Source organism: Pseudomonas sp. Marseille-QA0892 (genome assembly GCF_054950135.1).
In genome coordinates this window covers 4,219,921-4,236,043 of sequence record NZ_CM143104.1, presented here as the reverse complement: position 1 = coordinate 4,236,043, position 16,123 = coordinate 4,219,921, and the positions used below count along the sequence as shown (strand labels likewise).

12 protein-coding genes are annotated in these 16,123 nt (G+C 62.2%); 6 read left to right on the top strand and 6 right to left on the bottom strand.

From position 1 onward, the window contains the following. Positions 1-55: 55 nt before the first annotated feature. Together ssuE and ACY8D3_RS19615 are read right to left on the bottom strand one after the other, a co-directional pair. The gene (gene ssuE / locus ACY8D3_RS19620; protein ID WP_462380509.1) at positions 56-640 is read right to left on the bottom strand and encodes an NADPH-dependent FMN reductase; all 585 of its coding nucleotides are present in this window, start codon (positions 638-640) and stop codon (positions 56-58) included. Positions 641-706: 66 nt separating this feature from the next. Continuing rightward, the gene (locus tag ACY8D3_RS19615; RefSeq protein WP_462380508.1) at positions 707-1,345 is read right to left on the bottom strand and encodes a peroxiredoxin; all 639 of its coding nucleotides are present in this window, start codon (positions 1,343-1,345) and stop codon (positions 707-709) included. A gap of 275 nt (positions 1,346-1,620) precedes the next feature. Here ACY8D3_RS19615 and ACY8D3_RS19610 point away from each other — a divergent pair, with 275 nt between their 5' ends. Next, positions 1,621-4,107 (top strand): PAS domain-containing protein, encoded by a 2,487-nt coding sequence (locus ACY8D3_RS19610; protein WP_462380507.1) that lies wholly within the window; start codon positions 1,621-1,623, stop codon positions 4,105-4,107. 74 nt (positions 4,108-4,181) lie between these two features. On the opposite strand, the gene ACY8D3_RS19605 is transcribed toward ACY8D3_RS19610, so the two are convergent. Further along, positions 4,182-5,105, bottom strand: a complete 924-nt coding sequence (locus ACY8D3_RS19605; RefSeq protein ID WP_462380505.1) for an NADP-dependent oxidoreductase — start codon at positions 5,103-5,105, stop codon at positions 4,182-4,184. Between the two features lie 203 nt (positions 5,106-5,308). After that, the gene (locus ACY8D3_RS19600; protein WP_462380504.1) at positions 5,309-7,756 is read right to left on the bottom strand and encodes a membrane-bound PQQ-dependent dehydrogenase, glucose/quinate/shikimate family; all 2,448 of its coding nucleotides are present in this window, start codon (positions 7,754-7,756) and stop codon (positions 5,309-5,311) included. Positions 7,757-8,042: 286 nt separating this feature from the next. Between ACY8D3_RS19600 and ACY8D3_RS19595 the strand changes: the two genes are divergently transcribed. The 4 genes from ACY8D3_RS19595 to ACY8D3_RS19580 are packed head-to-tail and all read left to right on the top strand — an operon-like array spanning position 8,043 to position 12,733. Further along, the gene (locus ACY8D3_RS19595) at positions 8,043-9,278 is read left to right on the top strand and encodes an SfnB family sulfur acquisition oxidoreductase (protein WP_462380503.1); all 1,236 of its coding nucleotides are present in this window, start codon (positions 8,043-8,045) and stop codon (positions 9,276-9,278) included. 3 nt (positions 9,279-9,281) lie between these two features. Beyond that, a complete protein-coding gene (locus tag ACY8D3_RS19590) occupies positions 9,282-10,493 on the top strand; it encodes an SfnB family sulfur acquisition oxidoreductase (protein ID WP_462380501.1) in 1,212 nt (403 codons plus the stop codon). Next, entirely contained in the window at positions 10,493-11,908 is a 1,416-nt protein-coding gene (locus tag ACY8D3_RS19585; RefSeq protein ID WP_462380500.1) for an LLM class flavin-dependent oxidoreductase, read from the top strand. Before ACY8D3_RS19590 ends, ACY8D3_RS19585 begins: the two co-directional genes overlap by 1 nt. Positions 11,909-11,920: 12 nt before the next feature. Next, positions 11,921-12,733 carry a MetQ/NlpA family ABC transporter substrate-binding protein gene (locus ACY8D3_RS19580; protein WP_462380499.1) on the top strand — a complete coding sequence of 271 codons (813 nt, stop codon included), beginning with the start codon at positions 11,921-11,923 and terminating at the stop codon, positions 12,731-12,733. A 148-nt stretch (positions 12,734-12,881) separates the two neighbouring features. Here the strand turns inward: ACY8D3_RS19580 and ACY8D3_RS19575 are convergent, their stop codons facing one another. Both ACY8D3_RS19575 and ACY8D3_RS19570 read right to left on the bottom strand, forming a co-directional pair. Further along, positions 12,882-14,258: a GntP family permease gene (locus ACY8D3_RS19575; protein ID WP_462380498.1), complete on the bottom strand. Its 1,377-nt coding sequence runs from the start codon at positions 14,256-14,258 to the stop codon at positions 12,882-12,884. 61 nt (positions 14,259-14,319) lie between these two features. Then, positions 14,320-14,841, bottom strand: coding sequence for a gluconokinase (locus ACY8D3_RS19570; protein WP_462380497.1), 522 nt, complete (start codon positions 14,839-14,841; stop codon positions 14,320-14,322). A 249-nt stretch (positions 14,842-15,090) separates the two neighbouring features. Here ACY8D3_RS19570 and gntR point away from each other — a divergent pair, with 249 nt between their 5' ends. Further along, positions 15,091-16,116 carry an HTH-type transcriptional regulator GntR gene (gene gntR / locus ACY8D3_RS19565; protein WP_462380496.1) on the top strand — a complete coding sequence of 342 codons (1,026 nt, stop codon included), beginning with the start codon at positions 15,091-15,093 and terminating at the stop codon, positions 16,114-16,116. Positions 16,117-16,123: the final 7 nt, after the last annotated feature.

Below are 16,123 nucleotides of genomic sequence, written 5' to 3'. Positions count from 1 at the left end.
GTAAGGCGGGGTCTATCTGTGCTCCATCAGGTGACGGACCACGTCAGGCGACCGATCAGATGCTCCAGCGAGCAGTCAGCAGCCGATCGTTGAGCAGATGCGGCGCGACAGGCCGCGGACGACGCGCGAGCGACGCTTCAAACGTTTCCAGCGCTTCGAGTAGACGCTGTTCGAGCCCGGACGAAAGTGTGCCACCCTCGTCATAGCTCACCTGGCTGTCATCGGCGAAGACCCCCTGCAGCAGGTCCTGTGCCTTGAGCGCTCCGAGGACGGGCTTGAGTGCGTAATCGACCGACAACATGTGCGCGATGCTGCCACCGGTGGCCAGGGGCAGCACCACCTTGTGTTGCAGTGCCCGCTCTGGCAGAAGGTCGAGCAGCGTCTTGAGTGCACCGGAATACGACGCCTTGTACACGGGAGTGGCGACTACGAGACCATCGGCGGCCTCGACGTGCGCAGCCATGCCCTGCACCTGTGGACTATCGAAACGCGCGTGCAGCAGGTCTTCAGCCACGAAATCGCGAATACCGTAGCTCACCACTTCATGCCCATGGGCCTGCAACACACGCCGCGCCCGCTCCAGCAGCACGCCGGAACGCGAGCGCAGGCTGGGACTTCCGGCGAGGGTCACGATCAACATCGATTCACGCCTCCTGGCTAGGCCTGTTCGAGAAGTGGGCACTCGCCTAACGAGTGCCCATACGTCTCAGCGATTGGGTTGAGGGGTGAGCCGCAGATAGGGCTTCACCGCACGGTAGCCTTTAGGGAAGCGCTGTTTGATCTCGTCTTCGTCCTTGAGCGAAGGCACGATCACGACCTCTTCGCCGTCCTGCCAATTGGCTGGTGTCGCGACCTTGTGGTTGTCGGTGAGCTGAAGGGAGTCGATGACCCGCAGAATTTCGTGGAAATTGCGTCCGGTGCTGGCCGGATAGGTGATGGTCAGACGAATCTTCTTGTTCGGGTCGATCACGAACAGTGAACGCACGGTCAGCGTGTCGTTCGCGTTCGGATGGATGAGGTCGTAGAGATCCGAGACCTTGCGGTCCGCATCCGCCAGGATGGGAAAATTGACGCGGGTATTCTGGGTTTCGTTGATGTCGTCGATCCATTTCACATGGGACTCGACCGGGTCAACCGACAGCGCGATGGCCTTCACGCCGCGCTTGTCGAATTCATCCTTCAGCTTTGCCGTGAAACCCAGCTCAGTCGTGCAGACCGGGGTGAAGTCAGCCGGATGGGAAAAGAGGATGCCCCAGCTGTTACCCAGCCACTCGTGGAAACGGATGCGGCCTTCACTGGAATCCTGTTCGAAGTCGGGGGCGATGTCCCCAAGTTTTAGGCTCATATCAAGCTCCTTGGAAAGGGATGGACGTACTATGCGCAACCCTCCACCAATATTAAAAAGAATAAATTTCGATTTATTTATTCCTTTATGGAATTACCAATGAGATGTGGGCTGCGGTTCAAGACTAGACACCGCGCCGGTGTTAACTTCACTTTTCGATGCGAATGGCACTTGCAGCCCGCATGGCCGTCCGATAGAGAAATCCACCCCACACGCCGCATTCCAGCGCCCTGGCCTGACGAGACCCCCTTGCCACACATGAACCGGACCCCATCGTGAAGCCAGCTGAAGTAGACGCGCTTCAACGGCAGCTACGCCGCCTCGAGCAGGAAAATGCCGATCTCCGTGGCCGACTCGACGATTCGAGCGATACCCCGCTACGTGCGCCGGAAGACGATCTACGCCGGCTGTTCGATCAGGCGCCCACTTCGATGGCGATCCTCCATGGGCCCGAGCTGCGCTTCGAACGCATCAACCCGACCTTCCTCAAGGCAATCGGCCTCACGGACGTCACTGGCCTACCGGCTCGCACTGTGCTCGATGGCCGCGTGGAGCGGCGTTTCATCGACCTCATGGAAGAAGCCTACCGGCGCGGACAACCGGTACGTGCCCGCAATTTCCGGTACCTGCGCGCTGGCGATTCGCGTCAAGAGCGGATGGTGGACTTTATCTACCACCCATTGCGCCACGAGACGAACGGCACCGTCATTGGCGTTTTCATCCAGGAAATCGATGTAGCCGAGCAACGCATGGCGGAAAACGCGTTCGCCCAGGAGCGCGAGCGTTACGAGTTTCTCTTCAACGCCATGGACGAGGGCTTCTGCATCATCGAGTTCTTCGACGGCCCGCACGGTCCGCTGAGCGATTACATTCACATCGAGGCGAACCCGGCCTACACGCAGCACGCGGGCATTCCTAATGTCGTTGGGCAGAAGCTGCGAGAAATGGTGGGTGAGGAAGCCGATCGCTGGGTGGAGCGCTATGGCGCGGTATTACGTACGGGCCAATCGATCCGCTTCACGCAGGAACTCGTCGCTACCGGACGCGTGCTCGAAGTCAGCGCATTTCGGGTGGAGCCTGCAAGTCGCAAGCAGGTCGCCGTTCTTTTTCAGGACATCACCCAGCGCACGCGCGCCGAAGAAGCGCTTCGTACGCTCAATGCCACCCTGGAAGCGCGCGTTCAGGATGCGACAGCCGCCCGCCGCGTCTTGTCCGGCGTGGTGGACGGCGCGAAGGCGATGATCCAGGTGCTCGACCTCGACTATCGCTGCCTGGCGATCAACGGCACGGGGGCGCGGGAGTTCGAACTGGTCTTTGGCGTGCCAGCGGAAATCGGCCGAAGCGTGCTGGATGTCGTCGCAGGCAACCCGGATCACGTCGAGATCGTGCGCACGCTATGGTCGCGTGCACTGAGCGGCGAGGAGTTTACCGAGGTGGCGTCGCTCGACAGGGGCGGCAGTGAGCGGCACTACGAAATGCAGTTCAGCGTGTTGCGCGCGCCGGATGGCGAACACATCGGTGCCTACCTCTTCGGTTATGACGTTACGGACCGCATCGAGCAGCAGCACCGTTTGCGGATGGCAGAAGAAGCCCTGCGCCAATCGCAGAAGATGGAAGCCGTAGGCCAGCTTACCGGCGGTATCGCTCACGATTTCAACAACCTACTGACCGGCATTGCCGGTTCGCTGGAGCTGCTTCAGACACGCCTGGCGCAGGGCCGGCTTACGGACGTGGATCGCTACGTAACAGCCGCTCAGACAGCCGCAAAGCGTGCCTCGGCCCTGACGCACCGGTTGCTCGCCTTCTCTCGTCGCCAAACGCTCGACCCCAAGCCCACCGACGTCAATCGACTGGTCGTGGGCATGGAGGAACTGATCCGTCGCAGTGTCGGCCCCCACATGTCTGTCGAGGTTGCGCTGGCAGCGGGGCTTTGGTCCACCTTCGTGGATGCACCGCAGCTGGAGAACGCACTGCTCAACCTGTGCATCAACGCGCGTGATGCGATGCCCGATGGCGGTCGCATCACCATCGAAACCGCGAACAAGTGGGTCGACGACATTGCCGCGCGCGAACGCAACCTGACGCCAGGGCAGTACCTATCGTTGTGCGTGACTGATACGGGCACCGGCATGACGCCTGAGGTGATCGACCGCGCGTTCGATCCGTTCTTCACCACCAAGCCATTGGGTGAAGGCACAGGGCTGGGCCTGTCCATGGTGTACGGCTTCGTACGTCAGTCCGGCGGCCAGGTGCGGATCTATTCCGAGATTGGCCAAGGCACCACCATGTGCCTGTATCTGCCCCGCCACTACGAAGAGGATGAGGGCAACTCAGAGCTGCCCTTCCCAGCTATCACCAGCCGGGCCGGCGTGGGCGAGACCATCCTGGTGGTGGACGATGAGCCGTCCATCCGGATGCTGGTCACGGAGGTGCTGGAGGAACTTGGCTACACCGCCATCGAAGCGGCAGATGGAAGCGCCGGGCTGAAGATCCTGCAATCGGATGTTCGCGTCGATCTGCTGGTGACCGATGTAGGGCTGCCCGGTGGCATGAATGGCCGCCAGCTCGCAGATGCCGCCCGCCTCACGCGACCGAATCTAAGGGTATTGTTCATCACCGGCTATGCAGAGAACGCCGTTATTGGTAACGGCCACCTCGCGCCCGGTATGCGCGTGCTCACCAAGCCATTCACGATGGACGCACTGGCTGATCGCATTCACGAAATGATCGATGGCCTCGAGCAGGAGGCTCGGAACGGATAGCAGTAACCCCGCGCGGATGCGGCGTCCCGCCCCGCTGAGGCTCCAGCGAGACGGAGCCCCAACGTTCCGTCGGGTCAGTCGCTGACCCGGATGACGATCTTGCCGCGAGTGTGCCCTTCCTGACTCAAACGGAAGGCATCGGCCGTCTCCTCAAGCGGGAACACGCGGGCGATCGGCACGTTCAAGCGGCCCTCCCCAGCCATCTTCGCGAGCGCCGCCAGGTCTTCACTGTCCGGACGAACCCAGACGTAGTGCCCGCCCTGCTCCGCCACAGTGGCGTCGACGATGGAGGCATGTCGACCCTTGGCGCTCAGTACGGCCAGCGTGCTGTCCAGCACCCCGCCAATGAAGTCGGCCACAAGATCGACACCCTCTGGCGCCAAGGCCTTAACGCGCTCGACCAGGCCGTCGCCGTATGTCACCGGCTCGACGCCTGCATTGCTCAGGAAGTCGTGGTTCTTTTCCGATGCCGTGCCAATGACGCGCAAGCCCATGTCCCGCGCGATCTGCACCGCCTGGATACCGACGCCGCCGGTGGCCGCATGCACCAGCACGGTTTCGCCCTTCTGCGGCGACATGCGCTTGAGCACCTGATACGCCGTCAGACCGGCGAGCGGAATACTGGCCGCCTCATCCCAATTAAGCCCGGCCGGCTTGCGCGTTGCCGTGCGGGCAGGCACGGTCGCGTATTCGGCGAAGGTACCGTCGTGAATAAAGTCGCGGCGAGCGTAGGCGATCACCTCGTCACCCTCTTCGAACTCGGGCACATCGAAGCCCTTGGCTTCCACCACACCAGCCACATCCCAGCCCGGCGTTACCGGGAAATAGACCTGCATGACCGGGTCGAGCTTGCCTTGCAGGATCTTCCAGTCCACGGGATTGACCGAGGTCCGTCGCACGCGAACCAGGATTTCACCGGGGCCGACCTTGGGTTTGGGACGATCGGTGATCTTCAGCTGCTCGGGACCACCGTATTGGTCATAGGTCACTGCCTTCATCGAATGCCTCCTGAGGGGTCAGAAAAAAGGCGCCGCAAGGGTCGACGCTCACTCGTCTTTTGAGCAGGCACCGCGCCAATGGTGCCGCAATTCGGTCAGGGCGCGAGACGTCTGCTACTGGACGACCCGTCGAACCGGACAATGACGAAGCAGAAACGACACGGCCGACGTGAACGTCGGCCGTGTCTTATTGCAGTGCCCGATCAACGATCCGGCAAGGCGTAGGCAATCACGTAATCGCCCCGGTCGGGCGAGTTGCGCGCACCGCCTGCGGAGATAACGATGTACTGCTTGCCATCGACAGGCGAGCGGTAGCTGATCGGGGTCCCCTGGCTGCCAACCGGCAGACGCCCTTTCCACACTTCCTCGCCGGTGCGGCTATCGTACGCCCGCAGGTAATAATCCTGCGTAGCCGCGATGAACAGCAGGCCGCCCTGGGTGGCCAGCGTCCCGCCGATGGTGGGCATACCAACCGGCATTTGCGCATGCATCTTGATGCCCATCGGGCCCGTGTCCTGCACCGTGCCGACCGGAACCTGCCAGGCAATCTGCCGGGTCTTCAGGTCGACCGCCGTGAGCGTGCCGAAAGGCGGCTTCTGGCACGGGATATCGAGCGGCGACACGAAGCGCAGCTTGGCGTTGATCGCATAGGGCGTACCCGCCATGGCGACTGGCGCACCGGCCACGTTCGCGGCTTCGCCGCCGTCGTTCTTCTTCGTGCCACCGGCCGCTTCGGCCTGCTCGACAAGCTGGACTTCCAACCCGACGCGCATGTCGTTCACGAACAGGTAACCGGCCGTTGGATCAACCGACAGACCGCCCCAGTTCATGCCGCCCAGCGAGCCGGGGAGGTTGAGCGACTTGTCCGTACCTGGTGGGGTGAACAAGCCGTCATAGCGCATCGATTTGAATTTGATGCGGCAGATCAACTGGTCGAAGGGGGTCGCGCCCCACATGTCCGACTCGTTCATCTTGTCCACGCCGATCTGTGGCATGCCCACGGAGACCGGCTGGGTCGGGGAATAGACCTGGTTCGGAATCTTGCCGGCCTTCACCGGAACCTCATCCACCTGCGTCAGTGGTTCGCCCGTCACGCGGTCGAGCACGAACAGCTGGCCAGCCTTGGTGCCAAAGACCAGTGCCGGGGTCGTGGTACCGTCCTCGTTCGGAAAATCGACGAAGCTGGGTTGCATCGGAACGTCGAAGTCCCACAGGTCGGTATGGACGACCTGATAGATCCACTTCTCCGCACCTGTTGTCGCATCCAGCGCCAGCATGGACGCACCGTACTTGCGGTCCAGCTCGGTGTGCTTGACGGTCCACAGGTCGATCGCCGCGCTGCCCACCGGCATGAAGACGGTGTTGGACTCGGGATCGTAGGACATCGGCGCCCAGACGTTCGGGGTAGAACGCACGTACGTCTCACCCTCGGCCGGCATCTCGGTCACACCGTCCACGCCCGGATCGAATGCCCAGCGCATTTCACCGGTCACGACGTCATAGCCGCGCATCACACCGCCCGGCATATCAGTGGCAACGTTATCCGCAACACGGCCGCCAACCACAACGGTGGTACCCGCGAGCGTCGGGGCAGACGTCGTCGAGTACTGGCCGGCGTCGGCGCCCTTGCCCAGCCCGGCTTTGAGGTCAACCCGGCCATTCACGCCGAAATCGGGGCAGAACGCGCCCGTTTCAGCATCAAGCGCGATGAGCTCGGCCTGGATGGTGTTCATCAGGATTCGTTGACGGCAAAGCGCGCCATCGGCGACTTGGACCGGTTTTATCGGTGTCGAGCCGTCTACATGGGGTTGCTCGATGGGACGCGTCGCGTCGAAGTACGCCATGCCGCGGCAGCGCATCCACTTCTTCTGCTGCGCGTTGATCTCCTGCTTCCACAGCTCTTTGCCCGAGGTTGCATCAACTGCGATCACGTTGTTGTGTGGCGTGCAGAGGAATACGCGATTGCCGACTTGCAGGGGCGTCTGCTGGTCTTCGGCACCGTTGCCGCCCGGGCTGAGCGGGACGTCGCCGGTACGGTAGGTCCAGGCGACCTGCAACTCGCTCACGTTATCCCGGTTGATCTGGTCCAGCGCGGCGAAGCGCGATGCCCCGGGGGTGTTGCCGTAGTGTTCCCAGCTGGTTTCGGCGTCGCCGTTTTCCACCGGTACAACGGCTGGCGCATCGCCCTTCGCAGCCACGACGGGATGCGGCTGGAACATGCCCCAGAAGGCGGCGCCACACCCGGCTACCAGCACAGCCGCAACCGCAGCGCTATTGCGGCACGCCGGCGCGCGGCCCACTACACGTTGCATCAGGGGATAGGAGAGTGCGACGAAGATCGCCATGACCGCAAAGGTCATCACACGCGAGATCATCGGCCAGAAATCGAGACCGACGTCTACGAGCGACCAGACGAGTGTTCCAATGAAGAACACCGCAAACAGCAGCGCGCCTGAAGGGCGTCCGCGGACGATCTGTATACCGGACGCTGCCAACGCCAGACCGCCTACCGTGAAGTACAGGCTGCCATGCAGCGTGGCGAGCCTGACACCAAACACCAGGAAGAAAATACCTGAGGCAAGTACGGCAAGGCCCAGCAGGGCCAACCATATGCGCGCAATGACAGGTATGGAAGTACGCTTCGTATCCATCTCGACCCTATTCGAAAAGTGACATTCGCCTAAAAAAGCGGGCGCAGATTATAGGGAATCCGAGGGTTCGAGTCATACAGATGACTGCATCATTATGGATTCCGCGGACGAAGGGTCTATATATATTCGAATTAACTATTTCGCCTTGCGCTTATTCCAGAATAACGTAGTCGCACCGGACCACCGGACATCGCATTCACTTTCCACGATGGCCGGGCGCGTCTGCTGCGTTGCATAGCATTCCAAGGCAACCGCACGCCGGCCTCTCTGCAGAGCGAGGTTCGACGTGACGTCTCTTCATCTCCATTCCACATCGGATCGTGCACCGGTTCGATACCCGGCCCACGTCATCCGCACCGACGCGGAGGCGCTCCAGGCAGCGCGCGACTTTGCAGCCTATGCGGCCGAAGATGCCATCCTGCGCGATCGCGAGCGCCGCCTCCCCTGGGCTGAACTCGAGCGTTTCACGGCGAGCGGGCTCGGAAGCATCTCCATCCCGAAAACCTTTGGTGGCGCTGGCGTTCGCTACGCCACGATTGCAGAGGTATTTCGAATCATCTGCACGGCCGACCCCTCACTCGGGCAGATTCCACAGAACCACTTCGGTGTAATCAGCGTATTGCAACACACGGCGAGCGCTGCACAGAAAACGCATTTCTTCGGTGAGATTCTTAACGGTGCGCGTATCGGCAATGCCGGCCCGGAACGAGGTGCGCGGCATACGCTGGACGTGCGGGCCCGCGCGGTCCGGCAAGCTGATGGCAGCTACCGAATCACGGGCACGAAGTTCTACTCCACCGGCGCGCTTTTCGCCCATTGGGTATCGGTAAAGGCCCTGGACGATGAAGGCCTTCAAGTCACGGCCTTCGTACCGCGGGGCACCCCCGGTCTGCGTATCGTTGATGATTGGTCCGGCATCGGCCAGCGGACGACGGCGAGCGGCACCGTCCTGCTTGAAAAGGCGGCGGTGTCTGCCAAGTACGTCATCCCCAGCGGGCGTCTTGTCGAGATACCCAACATCCAGGGCGCCTACGCGCAGCTCATTCAGGCAGCCATCGACGCAGGGATCGCCGCGGCCGCTATCTCCGACACCATTGCCTTCGTTCGTACCCGTTCGCGCCCCTGGGCCGAAGCGGCCGTCGACGAAGCACGCCTCGAACCCTATGTGATTGCTGAGATCGGCAAGCTCGAGCTGGAACTGCATGCCGCTCAGGCACTGCTCGAACGAGCGGGACGTACGCTCGACGAGGTCGCCGCAGCGCCCGTCGATGCCGATAGCGCAGCACATGCCTCGATAGCGGTTGCGGAGGCCAAGGTGCTCACTACCGAGATCGCCCTGAATGCCAGTGAAAAGCTGTTCGAACTGGCTGGCAGCCGCGCAACGCTCGCCGAGTTCGGTCTGGATCGCCACTGGCGCAACGCACGTACGCACACCCTTCACGATCCTGTGCGCTGGAAAGTCCACGCCGTCGGCAACTATCACCTAAACGGCGCGCGCCCGGCCCGCCATTCCTGGATTTGAACCATGAATGCACCCTTGAAAACAGAAACAGGCCCCCGCGCCGCCCTCGTCCTGGACGACCAGGAAGCTCTGGCCGCCGCCGAGCGCCTCGCCGATGCCTTCGCTCCGGAGGCGATTGTCCGGGATCGCGAACGCCGCCTGCCTTATGCCGAGCTCGATCAACTGGCCGCGTCTGGGCTCCTGGCGATTACGGTGCCACGCGAATACGGCGGCGCGGGCGTATCGACCACGACGCTGGCGAAGGTAATCTCCCGGCTGGCGCAGGCGGACGGCTCCCTCGGGCAGATCCCGCAGAACCATTTCTACGCGCTCGAAGTGCTACGGGTGAACGGCACACCGGAGCAGCAGGCGCGGCTTTTTGCCGAGGCCCTCGCCGGCGTTCGCTTCGGTAACGCCTTGGCCGAGATCGGTACGAAGACCTCTCAAATTCGTGCCACTTCGATCACTGCCGAGGGCGGCGGCTATCGCATCAACGGGCGCAAGTTCTACTCGACGGGTGCCCTCTACGCGCAACGCATCCCGACTGCGGTGATGGCCGCCGATGGCAAGCAGTACATGGCGTATGTCCCTCGCGATACCGAGGGCCTTAGCATCATCGACGATTGGTCCGGTTTCGGGCAGCGGACCACAGGCAGCGGCTCGGTAGTTTTCGATAACGTCTGGGTAGACGCGCATGACGTCGTGCCCTTCCAGGCGTCATTCGAGCGCCCCACCAGCGTCGGCCCTTTCGCACAGATCCTTCATGCAGCCATCGATACCGGTATAGCGCAGGGCGCTTATGAGGACACGTTGCGTTTCGTACGCGAACATGCGCGCCCGTGGCCGGATTCCGGTATCGAGAAGGCCACCGACGATCCGCTCACGATCAGTGATATCGGACGCTTGGCCATCCGCCTGCACGCCGCCGAAGCACTCCTTCAGCGCGCCGGCGCCCACTTGGATATCGCACGCGCCGCGCCGGATGAATACAGCGTCGCCGCCGCATCGCTGGCCGTCGCCGAGGCCCGTGCGTTGAGCACCGAGATCTCGCTGGCGGCTGGCAGCAAGCTGATCGAACTGGGTGGCGCACGCGCTTCGCTTGCCGAGCACGGGCTCGACCGCCACTGGCGCAACGCGCGAACCCATACGCTTCACGACCCGGTCCGGTGGAAATACCACGCCATTGGCAACTACCACCTCAATGATGTGCTGCCACCGCGCAAGGGGTACATCTGATGGCACGCAAGAAGATCCTGCTCAATGCGTTCAACATGAATTGCGTTGGCCATATCAACCATGGCCTTTGGACGCACCCGCGCGACCGCTCGACGGAGTACAGATCGCTGAGCTATTGGACGGAACTTGCCCAGCTACTCGAACGCGGCTTGTTCGATGGGCTGTTCCTGGCGGATATCCTGGGGGTCTACGACGTTTACAACGACGGCGTGGACCTCACCCTGAAGGAGAGCATCCAGCTTCCCGTCAACGATCCGATGATGCTCGTCTCAGCCATGGCTGGCGTGACTCGGCATCTGGGCTTCGGCATCACCGCCAACCTGAGCTATGAGGCGCCTTATCCCTTCGCACGACGGTTCTCGACATTGGATCACCTGACCGCGGGCCGCGTGGGCTGGAACATCGTCACCGGTTATCTGGAGAGTGCGGCGCGGGCGATGGGCCACCCGGCCCAGGTCGATCATGACCGGCGTTACGACCAGGCGGACGAGTACCTCGAAGTGCTTTACAAGCTGTGGGAGGGCAGCTGGGAAGACGACGCCGTGCGAGCCGACCGGACAGCGCGAATCTACGCGGAGCCTGGCAAGGTCCATCCGGTGCGCCATCAGGGTGAGTTCTATCGAGTGGACGGCTACCACCTCAGCGAACCTTCGCCACAGCGCACGCCCGTGCTGTTCCAGGCCGGCTCGTCAGCCCGCGGCCTGCAATTCGCCGGTCGGCACGCCGAATGCGTCTTCATTTCAGGCCAGAACAAGGCGGCTACCGCGCGCCAGGTCCAGGCCATCCGCGACAGTGCCCGACAGGCCGGACGGGACCCAGACGCGGTGAAGGTATTCATGGGTATCAGCGTGATCACAGCGACAACGGCGGCTGAAGCGCTGGATAAACAGGCTGAGTACTTGTGCTATGCCAATCCCGAGGCAGGCCTTGCGCACTACGCGGCATCCACGGGGATCGATCTGGCGCGCTACGGTCTGGACGAGCCGATCCGCTACGAGAAGAACAATGCCATTGAATCGGCCGTAAAAACGCTTACGGCCAATAGCGAGTGGACCGTGCGGCGTCTGCTTCAGGAAAACGCACTGGGGGGACGATACCCCGCCCTGGTCGGCTCGCCTGGCCAGATCGCAGACGCGCTGCAGGGCTGGGTGGAAGACACCGGACTGGATGGCTTCAACCTGACCCGTATCGTCACACCCGAAAGCTATGCCGACTTCATCGATTACGTGATACCGGAGCTACAGGACCGAGGCCTATACAAGACCGCCTACGACGAAGGCTCCCTGCGATACAAGCTGTTTGGAGCCGGAGATCGATTGCCTGCCAGCCATACCGGCGCCAGCTACCGGAACCCGGCAGCACCTTATCCGCACGCAAGCAATACGCTTGAAAACGAATCGACTGCTGTTACATGAAAGGACCCGCCCATGCCATATCAGTCATCGCCACTCAACCGCTGGCTCACGCCGTTCGCCTTCGCCGCACTGACGACCCTGGCAGGTATCGTTCAGGCAGGCCCCCTGAAGATTGGCACCACAGCGGCGTTCGCACCGCCGCTGGAGGTCGCAGCGGAGCAGGCACGCAAGCAAGGGTTGGACGTCGAGCTCGTCGAGTTCACGGATTGGATCGCGCCAAACTCAAGCCTGGCGAACAGGGACATCGATGCCAATTACTTCCAGCACATCCCCTTCCTCGAGAACGCCAATAAGGCAGCAGGCTACAGCCTTGTTGCGGTCGCACCGGGCATCATCAACAACGTAGGCCTGTATTCAAAGAAATACAGGCGTTTTGAAGACATCCCCGAAGGCGCGCGCGTCGCCATTGCCAACGATGCCATCAATGGTGGCCGCGGCCTGCAGCTGTTGCAGAAGGCCGGCCTGATTGCCTTGACGCCCAGGATCGGCTATCGCGCAACAGTGAACGACATTACTTCGAATCCCAAGGACCTGCAGATCATCGAACTCGAGGCGGTGCAATTGGCGCGCTCACTGGACGACGTCGATCTCGCTCAGGGCTATCCGCACTACATCCGGTTGGCGAAGACGATCGACCCCGCATCCGCGCTGCTCTTCGACGGAATCGACAACCCGGAATACGTCATCCAGTTCGTCTCGCGTCCGGACAACAAGGATGATCCGAAGCTGCGCACGTTTATCGACGTATACCAGCACTCGCCGGAGGTCCGTAAAGCTCTGGACGACGCCCACGGCAACCTCTATCAAGCTGGCTGGAAGGACTGAGTCCGACACCGTAGGTGTCGACGATTTGGGCTTTAACGGCATTGCACACCGGCGCTTGCCGTACGGCCGCTGCAATCAAGAAAGACAAGCCGCGTGTTATACCCGCCCTACCGTGCACGCTATCCGTAGGGCGGCTGCAACCCACCGGTCAGAGAATGAGGCTACCGAGGAACGCCAGGATGAAGGCGATGCCGCCGAGCAGGGTCTCCATCACAGTCCAGGTCTTGAGCGTGGTTTTCTCATCCATCTCAAGGAAGCGGCCCACCAACCAGAAGCCCGAGTCGTTTACGTGGGACAGCACCGTTGCGCCGCCAGCGATCGCAATCACGATGAAACAATGATCGAAGGCGCTGAGCCCCTGCGTCGCCGCAACGGTCGGCGCAATCAACGCCGCCGCCGTGGTCAGTGCGACCGTCGCTGAACCCTGCGCCACGCGTAGCGCCGCTGAAATCACGAACGCGGCGACGATCACCGGCATGCCGGTGTCGGACAGCGTGCTCGACAGGGCGTCCCCGATCCCGCTGGTACGCAACACGCCGCCAAACATGCCGCCCGCGCCGGTTACCAGCACGATGGCGCAGATCGGACCGAGCGCACCGTCGCAGACCTTCTCCATATGTTTCATGCTGTTGCGGCCACTGAACACGATCAGCGCAAAGAAGACTGTGATCAGCAGCGCTATCGGCGTTTTACCAATCATGCGCAGGAACTGCACCACGGGGTTGCCGCCATCGATCGCCCCCATGACGGTCAGGGTATTGAGACCGGTATCGAGGAAGATGAGTACGAGCGGCAGCAGCAGGATGCTGAGCACCGTGCCGAAGCGCGGCGGCGTCGCGTTTGCATCACGCGGCACGTCGGTCAGGAAGCTCGCGGGAAGGTTCACATGGAAGCGCTTGCCTGCCCAAAGGCCAAACAGATAGGCGCCGATGTACCAGGTTGGAATGGCGATGATGGTACCCACGATCACCAAAAGACCAATGTTCGCCCCGAGCAGATCAGCCGCGGCGACAGGACCGGGATGTGGCGGTACGAGGGCATGCATGGCGGCGAACGCACCTGCGGCCGGCAACGCGTAGGTCAGCGTGGAACCGCCGAATCGCTTCGCAACGCTGAAAATGATCGGCAGCATCACGACCAGGCCCGCGTCGAAGAAGATCGGGAAACCGAACAGCAGCGACGCCACGCCCAGCGCCAATGGGGCTCGCTTCTCGCCGAACGTATTGATGAGCGTATCGGCCAACACCTGCGCCCCACCCGTCATTTCCAGCAAGCGGCCGATCATCGCGCCCAGGCCGACTAGCAACGCTACTGCCGCAAGCGTGTTACCGAAGCCGGTCAGCAGCGTCGGCACCACTTTGTCATAGGGAATGCCAGTGGCTAGCGCCGTGGCCACGCTGACCACGAGCAACGCCAGAAACGCATGAATCTTGAAACGCATGATCAGCAGCAACAGGAGCAACACGGCACCTGCAGCGATTGAGAGCAACCAGGTCGCGCTAGGCGCGGTAGCCAATTCGTTCATGTCGGATCTCGTTTGTTGTTGTAGTTAAACGCGGGGCGCCTCTCCCTGCCGGGATGAGCGATCAGTTGGAACGTGAGCTCTGCCACCACTGCGCAGCCTTAAGGCCAAGGGCTTCCACGGGCACGGTGGCATCAAGTACCAGTGTCGAGGGCTCGCCAATTGGCGGCTCCAGCGTGGCGAACTGGCTGTCGATGAGGCTGGCAGGCATGAAATGCCCCGGACGCTGCGCAACGCGGTCGCCCGCTACGTCACGGCTTAGCTCGAGGAACACGAAACCCAGGCCCGGGACGGCGCTGCGCAACATGTCCCGGTACTTGCGCTTGAGCGCCGAGCACGTGAGCACCGGGCGCTTCCCGGCCTCGACCGCCCTTGAAAGTTCTTCGCCGAGCTGCTGGAGCCAGCCGGCACGGTCTTCATCATCGAGGGGAATGCCTGCTCGCATCTTGGCGATGTTGGCTTCGGGATGGTAACGATCGCCTTCGATCAGCGTACCGCCGCCAAGGCGGGCGATGGCTTCGCCCACGCTGCTCTTGCCGCAACCAGAGACGCCCATGACGATTAGGGCAGGGATCGGGGTTTGCATATGTGACCTCCAGCGGTTGGATGTTCGCGACGGAACCGGCAGGGGCTTTCGCCGCGCCGAGCGCTGTAATCATCCTGTAAGACAGCGCTATCTTTCGACCGTGGAGTCGAGGGGGAAATCGGCCGTCTCATATCTTGTCGCTTTTTGTTCGGTGGACGGATGCCCGGTCAGCCTGCCTAAGCAGATTGCGGGGCCTGAGAGACAGCGCTAACTTAAGTACCCCTGGCCACACTTGGCAACCCCCTTTCGATGATTCGCACGTCACGTACTCGATCCCGTACCACCGGCCGGCCAACGCTCGCCGAAGTGGCGAAGCACGCTGGTGTCTCGCAGATCACGGCGTCACGCGCATTGCGCGGCGTTGAGACCGTCAACCCGGAGATGGCCGAGCGCGTTCGCGAAGCGGCCGTGGCCCTGGGTTACGTGGCCAATCCAGCGGCGCGCGCGCTCGCCTCTTCTCGCAGTGCGTCCGTGGTCGTGCTCATTCCATCGCTGTCCAACCAGCTTTTCATCGATACGCTGGAAGCGATCCACGATGTGCTGCGTCCGCGTGGCCTGGAAGTACTGATCGGCAACCATCACTACTCGCCCGACGAAGAAGAGCGGCTGATCCGCAACTATCTGCCGCACCAACCCATGGGCATGCTGCTGACCGGCTTCGATCGTACCGAGGGGTCGCGCCAGTTGCTCGAGGCCAGCCGCATCCCATGCGTACACATGATGGAGCTAAGCGAGTCGCCCGACGTCCATACCGTGGGGTTCTCCCAATACGCCGCGGGCGAAGCGGCCGCACGGCACCTTCTGGCCCGCGGCTGCCGCCGACCAGCCTACATCGCGGCGCAGCTCGATCCCCGTGTCCTGCAACGTGGTGCCGGTTACCGCGATGCGCTCAAAGCGGCGGGACGCCACGACCCTACGCTGGAACGCCTCGATCCTGCGCCCTCCTCCATCGAGCTGGGCGGCTATCTGTTTCGCCAACTGATGGCGCAGCATCCCGACGTCGACGGAATCTTTTTCTGTAACGACGATCTTGCGCAGGGCGCCGCCTTCGAAGCCCAGCGCATGGGCCTGTCGATCCCTGGAAAAGTCGCCCTCGTAGGCTTCAACGACCTGCCCGCCTCCGCCTGGATGGTGCCGCGCCTGACGTCCATTCACACACCCCGCGCCGAAGTCGGCCATCATGCCGCCCAGATGCTGCTGGCGCTGCTCGATGGCCGCGCCTCGCCTCGTACGATGGATGTCGGTTTCGAATTGCGCGTGCGGGAAAGCAGCTGATCCCTGC

Bases quoted from the DNA above. Each gene is read 5' to 3' on its own strand.
- ACY8D3_RS19590 (WP_462380501.1), top strand. From the start codon at position 9,282: ATGAATGCACCCTTGAAAACAGAAACAGGCCCCCGCGCCGCCCTCGTC.
- ACY8D3_RS19585 (WP_462380500.1), top strand. From the start codon at position 10,493: ATGGCACGCAAGAAGATCCTGCTCAATGCGTTCAACATGAATTGCGTT.
- ACY8D3_RS19600 (WP_462380504.1), bottom strand. From the start codon at position 7,756: ATGGATACGAAGCGTACTTCCATACCTGTCATTGCGCGCATATGGTTG.
- gntR (WP_462380496.1), top strand. From the start codon at position 15,091: ATGATTCGCACGTCACGTACTCGATCCCGTACCACCGGCCGGCCAACG.
- ACY8D3_RS19580 (WP_462380499.1), top strand. From the start codon at position 11,921: ATGCCATATCAGTCATCGCCACTCAACCGCTGGCTCACGCCGTTCGCC.
- ACY8D3_RS19570 (WP_462380497.1), bottom strand. From the start codon at position 14,841: ATGCAAACCCCGATCCCTGCCCTAATCGTCATGGGCGTCTCTGGTTGC.
- ACY8D3_RS19575 (WP_462380498.1), bottom strand. From the start codon at position 14,258: ATGAACGAATTGGCTACCGCGCCTAGCGCGACCTGGTTGCTCTCAATC.
- ACY8D3_RS19615 (WP_462380508.1), bottom strand. From the start codon at position 1,345: ATGAGCCTAAAACTTGGGGACATCGCCCCCGACTTCGAACAGGATTCC.
- ssuE (WP_462380509.1), bottom strand. From the start codon at position 640: ATGTTGATCGTGACCCTCGCCGGAAGTCCCAGCCTGCGCTCGCGTTCC.
- ACY8D3_RS19605 (WP_462380505.1), bottom strand. From the start codon at position 5,105: ATGAAGGCAGTGACCTATGACCAATACGGTGGTCCCGAGCAGCTGAAG.